Origin of the sequence: Methylorubrum aminovorans, from assembly GCF_022179725.1 — a bacterium.
Classification (GTDB): Bacteria; Pseudomonadota; Alphaproteobacteria; order Rhizobiales; family Beijerinckiaceae; genus Methylobacterium; species Methylobacterium aminovorans.
In genome coordinates this window covers 20,947-27,259 of record NZ_BPRC01000042.1, presented here as the reverse complement: position 1 = coordinate 27,259, position 6,313 = coordinate 20,947, and the positions used below count along the sequence as shown (strand labels likewise).

The following is a 6,313-nucleotide window of genomic DNA, read 5'->3' as shown; positions in this document are numbered from 1 at the left end:
CGCGCGGATCTCCATCTTGGCCAACGGCTCGCCGGAAGGCCGGATACGTTTGTGCAGACTGCCCAGACCAGCGGAACCAGAGCCACTTGCGGACGGGGCGGGCCATACGTTGCCACCGTGGGCGGAGCGGTGGGCCCGGACATAGGTGCTGTCGAGGGCGGCCGCGTCCCCAGCCCATCCAGCCTTGGCCAGGGCGGCCAGCATCGCGCGCCAGAAGCCGCGGCGGGACCACCTGTTGAAGCGGTTGTAGACCGTGGTGGACGGGCCGTAGGTATCCGGGCAGTCGCACCAGCGGCAGCCTGCGGTGATCACGTGCAGGATGCCGGAGATGATCCGCCGGTCGTCCTTGCGCTCGGGTCCGGGCTGATTGCGGGGCAGGAACGGCTCGATCACCGCCCACTGCTCATCCGAGAGCCAGAACAGATCCGCCACCGCCGCCTCCGCGCTGCAAACGGCAGCCTCGAATCATAAAACTACAGCCCACGCAACACCTTGATGCGGTTTTGACCCTAATCGCCGCTGGATGAAAGTTCAGTGGCAGGTCACTTTGTGCGCAGCTTTGTCTTGCCTGACAACGTTGATCCGACCAAGGTGACGGCTTCGATGAAAGACGGCGCGCTGGAAGTGCGGCTTGTCAAGGCCGAGCAAGCCAAACCGAAACAGATTGAAATCTCAGTCAACTAACTTTAATTAGGAGCCCAAGATCATGAATATCAAACAGCCCCAATCAACCTTCTCCGCACTTGCCCTGGCGGTCGTCGTCGGACTTAGCGGACCGGCTCAGGCCCAATCGGCGGCAGGTTCTAGCCCAGGTGCTGCAGCACCCTCTGCCGCATCCAAGGCGGCGCAGCCACAGGTAGATGACAAGGCCGCCCGGGAAGCCGAAAAAAAGCGTGCTGAGCTCACTCAGGACGCCATCACGGCGCTCACCAAGACCCAGGAGGCTTTGACACTCCTTGATGCAAAGAAGACCAAGGAGGCGCTCGCTGCGCTGGAACTGGCCAGCGGAAAGCTGGAACTGGTATTGGCACGCGACGCCAAACTTGCTTTGGCGCCGGTCGATGTACGCGTCATCACCCACGATATCCACGCCAACGTGGAAACGGTGAAGAAAGCGGTCAAGTTGTCTCGGGAGTTGTTGGGTGATGGCGAGGTGCAAAAGGCCCGGCCCATCGTCGCCAATCTGGCCAGCGAAATCGTGATCGAAACCGACAACCTGCCGATGGCAACGTACCCGGCAGCGATCAAGTCGGCCGCACGGCTCATCGACAGCGGCAAGATCGACGACGCCAAGGCGGAACTCGCCCGAGCACTGAACACGCTGGTGGTGACCTCGGTCGCCTTTCCTCTGCCCGTGCTACGGGCTGAAGCCGCGATGGCAAAAGCTGAAAAGCTGGCCGAGACCGACAAGCGCGATGCCAAGCAGAACGAGGAGCTCAGCACCTTGCTGTCGTCCGTGCGCACGGAGATCGAGATGGCGCAGATCCTGGGTTATGGCAAGAAGGCGGATTTCAAACCCATCTTCGATCAGGTGGAGTCCATTGAGCAAAAGTCGGCTGGTGGCAAAAGCGGCAAGGGATGGTTCGACGAGTTGAAGACGCGCCTCCAAAAGCTGTTTTGAGGTGATGAAGGGGCCGACTGTTCGGTCGGTCAGTCTCGCGATGTTCGCAGTCAGCCCCAATAGATTCGCCTATTTTCACTAACTCATACGAGGCATATCACCATGAATGAGCAAACATCGAATCCCAATGCGACGAACAAAGAAATAAACGAACAGGCCGCGGTAAGCAGCCTTCCTGTCAGTCCAGAGGCCAAGCCTGAAGTCGTCACGGAGGTACAGCCTGAGGTTCAGAAGGAAACGGGCTCGCAGGCGGCAGACAAACGTAAACAAGTCCTCGATGAGGCCGTCTCGGCCTTGGCGCTGACCAAATCAGCGCTGGCCGCACTTGACGGCAAGGACGCTGCACGCGCATTGGCAATGCTGGCCGAAGTGACTGGAAAGCTGGAGCTGATTGTTGCGCGCGAACCCACGCTTGCCCTGGCCCCCGTTGATGTGCGCACCATCGTGCACGACTTGTTCGCCAACACGGAAACCATTGAGGCGATGACCGACGAGGCGCTGGATGCCCTCAAACATGGCGAGGTGCAACAGGCACGTCACGTGCTGGCTTTGCTGGCCAGTGAAATCGTGATCGCGGTCACCAACATCCCTCTGGCGTCCTATCCCGCAGCCGTGAAGTCAGTCGTGCCGCTGATCGATCAGGGCAAGATTGAAGAAGCCAAAGCCGCGCTGCAGGCAGCGCTCAGCACGCTGGTCGAGACGCGCAGCGTGCATCCGCTGCCCGCCCTGCGCGCCAGGCTGCTCCTGAAGCGCGCCGAGACCTTGGTAGAAGATGGTCAGCGGAGCGAAGCGTCCAATGAGCGCCTGGAGACATTCTTGAACGAAGCGCGGCAGCAGTTGGAAATGGCAGAACTGCTGGGCTATGGAAAGAAGAAGGACTTTGAGCCCCTGTATGCTGAACTCAGGAAAGTCAAGCAAAAGACGGCTGGGGGAGGCGGCGGAAAAGGCTGGCTCGATGAAATCAAGGCAAAGCTGTCCAAGTTGTTCTGAAACCGCTGGATAGGGCGTAAGAGGGGCGCGTCGCGCCCCTCTCTTTGCTCAGGAGTGTATGCTTTTTCACCCCATTAGGCCGCGTGGACGAACCTGATCCATAAGCGGATGCAGCCGAGCAGGGCGAAGCCGAGAAAGCTGGAAGCGGTGTGGTCGTAGCGGGTGGCCACGCGGCGGCAGTTCTTGAGACGGTTGATGAAGCACTCGATGCGGGAACGCAGGGCGTAGAGGCGTCGGTTGACGCTGTGCTGCACCTTGCGGCTCCGCTTGGTCGGGATCTCCGGCTGGGCCCCCCGGTCGCGCGCATCCTGCCGCAGGCGGTCACTGTCGTAGCCCCTGTCACCGAGCAGCACGCCGGGATCGCTGTCGCGCTCGGCCATGAGGTCGTCATAGGCGATTAGGTCGTGGGCCTCGCCGGGCGTCAGCACGACGCTGATGGGCAGGCCATCGGCATTGGCACGCAGGTGGAGCTTGGTCGAGAAGCCGCCGCGCGAGCGGCCGAGAGCCTGACTTTGGGTCCCCCCCTTCCTCCTGACCTGACCGGCTGGCTTTGGACCGGGCTGATTGAGAGGATCAGCCAGGACTGAAGGAGCTGGACATGAAGCGAGGTCAGAAGGCGGGTGCTGAGCAGGTGGTGCTGAAGCTGCGCCAGATTGAGGTGCAGACGGCTCAGGGTAAGAGTTTGGCGATAGCGTGCCGGGAGGCGGAGATCTCCGAACAGAGTTATTATCGCTGGCGCAAGGAGTACGGCGGCCTGCAGATCGACCAAGCCCGTCGGATGAAGGATCTGGAGCGCGAGAACGCTCGATTGCGCCGGCTCGTGGCTGACTTGTCCCTGGAGAAGCAGGTGCTGGCGGACGTCGCCGCGGGAAACTTATAGCCCCGGAGCGACGCCGGCAGGCAGTCGACGGCATTCGTGAGAAGTATGGTCTCTCAGAACGCCATGCCTGCCGGATCGTTGGCCAGCACCGGGGCACGCAACGCTACGTGCCCACCGTGCCAGCTGACGAGGATACGCTGACCCGCGCCATCATCGCCCTGGCGTCTGAGTACGGACGCTACGGCTACCGCCGCGTCACCGCGCTGCTGCAGGCAGCTGGGTGGCAGGTGGGCAAGGACCGGGTTCAGCGGATCTGGCGTCGTGAGGGGCTCAAGGTCCCGCAAAAGCATCGACCACGCAGCCGGCTGTGGTTGAACTGGGATTGCCCCGGTTTGATGGACACCGAGATCGCTTTCGCGTGAGGTGTTTGCCCGATGCCCAAGACCCGCCCCGCATACCCCGCCGAGTTCCGGCGGCAGATGGTCGATCTGGTCCGCGCCGGCCGCGACCCCACCGAGCTCGCCCGCGAGTTCGAGCCGTCGCGCCAGACCATCCAGAACTGGGTCGCGGAGGCTGACCGCGGCGAGGGCCGCCGCGAGGCCAAGCCGCCGACAGCCGATCCCGGACTGACGGCGAGCGAGCGCGACGAACTCGTCCGGCTGCGGCGCGAGAACCGACAGTTGAGGTTGGAGCGTGACATCCTCTCTCGCGCGACGGCCTGGTTCGCGCGGGAGACCGGGGTCCTGCCGTCGGGGTCAGAGGTGGCTCGGGGAAATTGCACAGTGGGGCTGAGTGGAATTTCTGCCTGACGGCGGCCAGGATGGCTGCGGATCAGGAGCGATGATGAGCAAGCGACAACGCCGGAACCATCTCCCAGCCTTCAAGGCGAAGGTGGCTCTGGCTGCCCTGCGGGGCGAGAAGACCCTGGCCGAACTGGCCCAGCACTTCGATGTCCATCCCAACCAGATCACGGCCTGGAAGACCCAGCTTCTCGATGGGGCTGCCGGGGTGTTCGGATCCGCGCCCCGGTCGGAGGCGGCACTGGCCATCGACGTGAAGACGCTGCACGCCAAGATCGGCGAGTTGACGCTGACCAACGATTTTTTGTCCGGCGCGCTCGGCAAAGCCGGTCTGCTGAGCGCAAAGCGATGATCGATCGCGGGCACGATCTGCCCATCGCCAAACAGGCCAAGGCGCTCGGGATCAGCCGGGGCAGTGTCTACTACCTGCCACGTCCGGTCCCGACCGCTGATCTCGCGGTGATGCGGCGGATGGACGAGTTGCATCTCGAACTGCCCTTCGCGGGGAGCCGGATGCTGCGGGATCTCCTCAACAAAGAGGGCGTCGCGATTGGCCGCTGCCATGTCGCGACGCTGATGAAGCGCCTGCGCATCGAGGCACTCTACCGCAAACCGAGCACCTCGAAGCCTACGCCGGGGCACAAGATCTACCCGTATCTGCTGCGGGGGCTAACGATCGACAGACCCAATCAGGTCTGGGCGATGGACATCACCTACGTTCCAATGGCGCGTGGGTTTGTCTACTTGGCGGCCGTGATCGACTGGTTCATGTCTGGATGCCCCCTGTCGCGCAAGAGGGTGTTGAGCGGCTCTGACGGGGATCGGGTGCGGTCATGTCTCAGGCCTCATGATGCGGCCATGTCCATGCCGCGGGCCAGTATGGAGATGCGCGGATCAGGTGCAGATCAACACACGCGAGCTCGTGGCTCGTCAACCAGTCTTGCTTTTCCTGATCCCGATCTGACCGATCGTTCCGTCCTTACCTCTCTTCGACCTTCCTACCCGACACACCGATGCGATGGTGGCTTGATGTCCTGATCAAGCAGCCGGCACCGGAGCCCTATAACTCTCGTTCTTCATCAGCATCGCCCAGGCTGCGCGGGCCATCTTGTTAGCCAAGGCGATGGCGAGGACCAGGCGCGGCTTGCGCGGCAGCATCCTCGCCAGCCAGGAGCCTGCCGGTGCTCCCTTGCGGATCGACCAGCGGATGACCGTCATAGCGCCGATGATCAGGAGACGCCGGATGTCGCGCTGGCCCATCTTGGACACGCGACCCAGGACCTGCTTTCCGCCTGAAGAGAACTGTCGTGGCACGAGGCCGAGCCAAGCTGCAAAGTCGCGTCCGCGCTTGAACGTCGCCATCGGCGGCGCGAACGTCTCGATCGCCATGGCGGTGATCGGTCCGATCCCCGGCATCGTCATGAGGCGGGACGTCATGCCAGATCGCTTGGCTTCCTGCGCGACCCGCTTTTCCAACTCCGAGATCCGGGCATCGAGATCCCGGATCTGGTCGAGGTAGAGGCGGCTCAGATCGGCAACGAGCGGATCGAGCGCGGTCGCGACGTCGTCAATCGCCAGGGCGAGCTGGCGCACGTTGGTCGCTCCCTGCGGCGCCACGATGCCGTGCTCGGCGAGATGGCCGCGCAACGCATTGATGAGCTGGGTGCGCTGCCGTACCAGAAGGTCGCGCGTCCGAAAGATCATGGCTCGCGCCTGCTGAGCCTCGCTCTTGATCGCAACGAAGCGCATCGTCGGGCGCGAGGCGGCCTCGGCAATGGCCTCAGCGTCGGCTGCATCGTTCTTCTGCCGCTTGATGAACGGCTTGACGTAGATGGGTGGGATCAGTCGAACCTCGTGACCCAGTTCACGGATCGCACGTCCCCACTCGTGGGCCGAAGCGCAGGCCTCCATGGCAACGATGCAGGCCGGAAGTTGCGCGAAAAACGTGAGAACCTGCGGTCGCGACAGCTTCTTGCGTAGCGCGACGCTGCCATCGGCGCGTGCGCCGTGAACTTGGAAGATGCGCTTGGCCAAATCGAGGCCGACGATGGCGATCGGATCCATGGACTGCTCCGGCAGATG

General features: G+C 62.9%; 6 protein-coding genes and 3 pseudogenes. 6 read left to right on the top strand and 3 right to left on the bottom strand.

What is annotated here, in order from left to right:
* The coding region (locus MFF24_RS26540; protein WP_238228938.1) for an IS5 family transposase at nucleotides 1-432 on the bottom strand (432 nt) is incomplete at its 3' end.
* Nucleotides 433-540: 108 nt separating this feature from the next.
* On the opposite strand from MFF24_RS26540, the pseudogene hsp20-GI reads away from it, so the two are divergent.
* The 3 genes and pseudogenes from hsp20-GI to yfdX2 form a co-directional block, all read left to right on the top strand.
* A pseudogene (gene hsp20-GI, locus MFF24_RS26535) lies at nucleotides 541-684 on the top strand (small heat shock protein sHSP20-GI); the annotation flags it as partial.
* Nucleotides 685-706: 22 nt separating this feature from the next.
* Entirely contained in the window at nucleotides 707-1,621 is a 915-nt protein-coding gene (gene yfdX1 / locus MFF24_RS26530) for a heat resistance protein YfdX1 (protein WP_003606683.1), read from the top strand.
* Between the two features lie 102 nt (nucleotides 1,622-1,723).
* Nucleotides 1,724-2,611 carry a heat resistance protein YfdX2 gene (gene yfdX2 / locus MFF24_RS26525; RefSeq protein ID WP_003606681.1) on the top strand — a complete coding sequence of 296 codons (888 nt, stop codon included), beginning with the start codon at nucleotides 1,724-1,726 and terminating at the stop codon, nucleotides 2,609-2,611.
* A gap of 74 nt (nucleotides 2,612-2,685) precedes the next feature.
* On the opposite strand, the gene MFF24_RS26520 is transcribed toward yfdX2, so the two are convergent.
* A complete protein-coding gene (locus MFF24_RS26520) occupies nucleotides 2,686-3,192 on the bottom strand; it encodes an IS5 family transposase (protein WP_238228939.1) in 507 nt (168 codons plus the stop codon).
* A gap of 17 nt (nucleotides 3,193-3,209) precedes the next feature.
* Between MFF24_RS26520 and MFF24_RS26515 the strand changes: the two are divergent.
* From MFF24_RS26515 to MFF24_RS26505, 3 genes and pseudogenes are all read left to right on the top strand, one after another.
* Nucleotides 3,210-3,808, top strand: a pseudogene (locus tag MFF24_RS26515) (IS3 family transposase); the annotation flags it as partial.
* 57 nt (nucleotides 3,809-3,865) lie between these two features.
* Complete coding sequence (locus MFF24_RS26510) at nucleotides 3,866-4,240, top strand: transposase (protein WP_373322751.1); 375 nt, start codon at nucleotides 3,866-3,868, stop codon at nucleotides 4,238-4,240.
* Between the two features lie 34 nt (nucleotides 4,241-4,274).
* A pseudogene (locus MFF24_RS26505) lies at nucleotides 4,275-4,999 on the top strand (IS3 family transposase); the annotation flags it as partial.
* 270 nt (nucleotides 5,000-5,269) lie between these two features.
* Here the strand turns inward: MFF24_RS26505 and MFF24_RS26500 are convergent.
* Nucleotides 5,270-6,295 (bottom strand): IS110 family RNA-guided transposase, encoded by a 1,026-nt coding sequence (locus MFF24_RS26500; RefSeq protein WP_238228937.1) that lies wholly within the window; start codon nucleotides 6,293-6,295, stop codon nucleotides 5,270-5,272.
* Nucleotides 6,296-6,313 lie beyond the last annotated feature (18 nt).